This is a genomic window from Sulfitobacter sp. CW3 (assembly GCF_019392245.1).
GTDB lineage: Bacteria > Pseudomonadota > Alphaproteobacteria > Rhodobacterales > Rhodobacteraceae > Sulfitobacter.
Map to the genome: position 1 here is coordinate 1 of NZ_JAHXRL010000059.1, position 360 is coordinate 360.

Below are 360 nucleotides of genomic sequence, written 5' to 3' on the forward strand. Positions count from 1 at the left end.
GAGACGGGCACCGTCGAGGACAGGCTCGAATTCCGGGTGGTCAAATGAGCCGGCGCGCATGGTTCGCCGGGACCCTTGCCGCGTTCGCGGCGGCGGGGACCGGGTACTGGGCGGGCCGCGATGGCGGCCCCGTGCCGGTTCTCGTCGAGCGCGCGCGGGCCGAGTTCGCCGAGTGGGTTCCGGCCTCCGCGCCGGAGCCGAAGGCGCCGACGGAGGCCACGGGTCCCGTAGTCTACTACCGCGACCCGGACGGGAAGGCCGCCTACTCGCTCGCGCCGAGGACGACGGCGGACGGGCGCGACTTCCGCGCGGTGCGGGCGAGCGAGGACGTACGCCTCGACGGGTCCGAGGGCGACGCCG

Annotated in this window: 1 pseudogene; it reads left to right on the plus strand. The window is 75.6% G+C overall.

Annotation, left to right across the window (positions count from 1 at the left end):
- Nucleotides 1-44: 44 nt before the first annotated feature.
- Nucleotides 45-360, plus strand: a pseudogene (locus tag KZZ06_RS20200) (hypothetical protein); the annotation flags it as partial.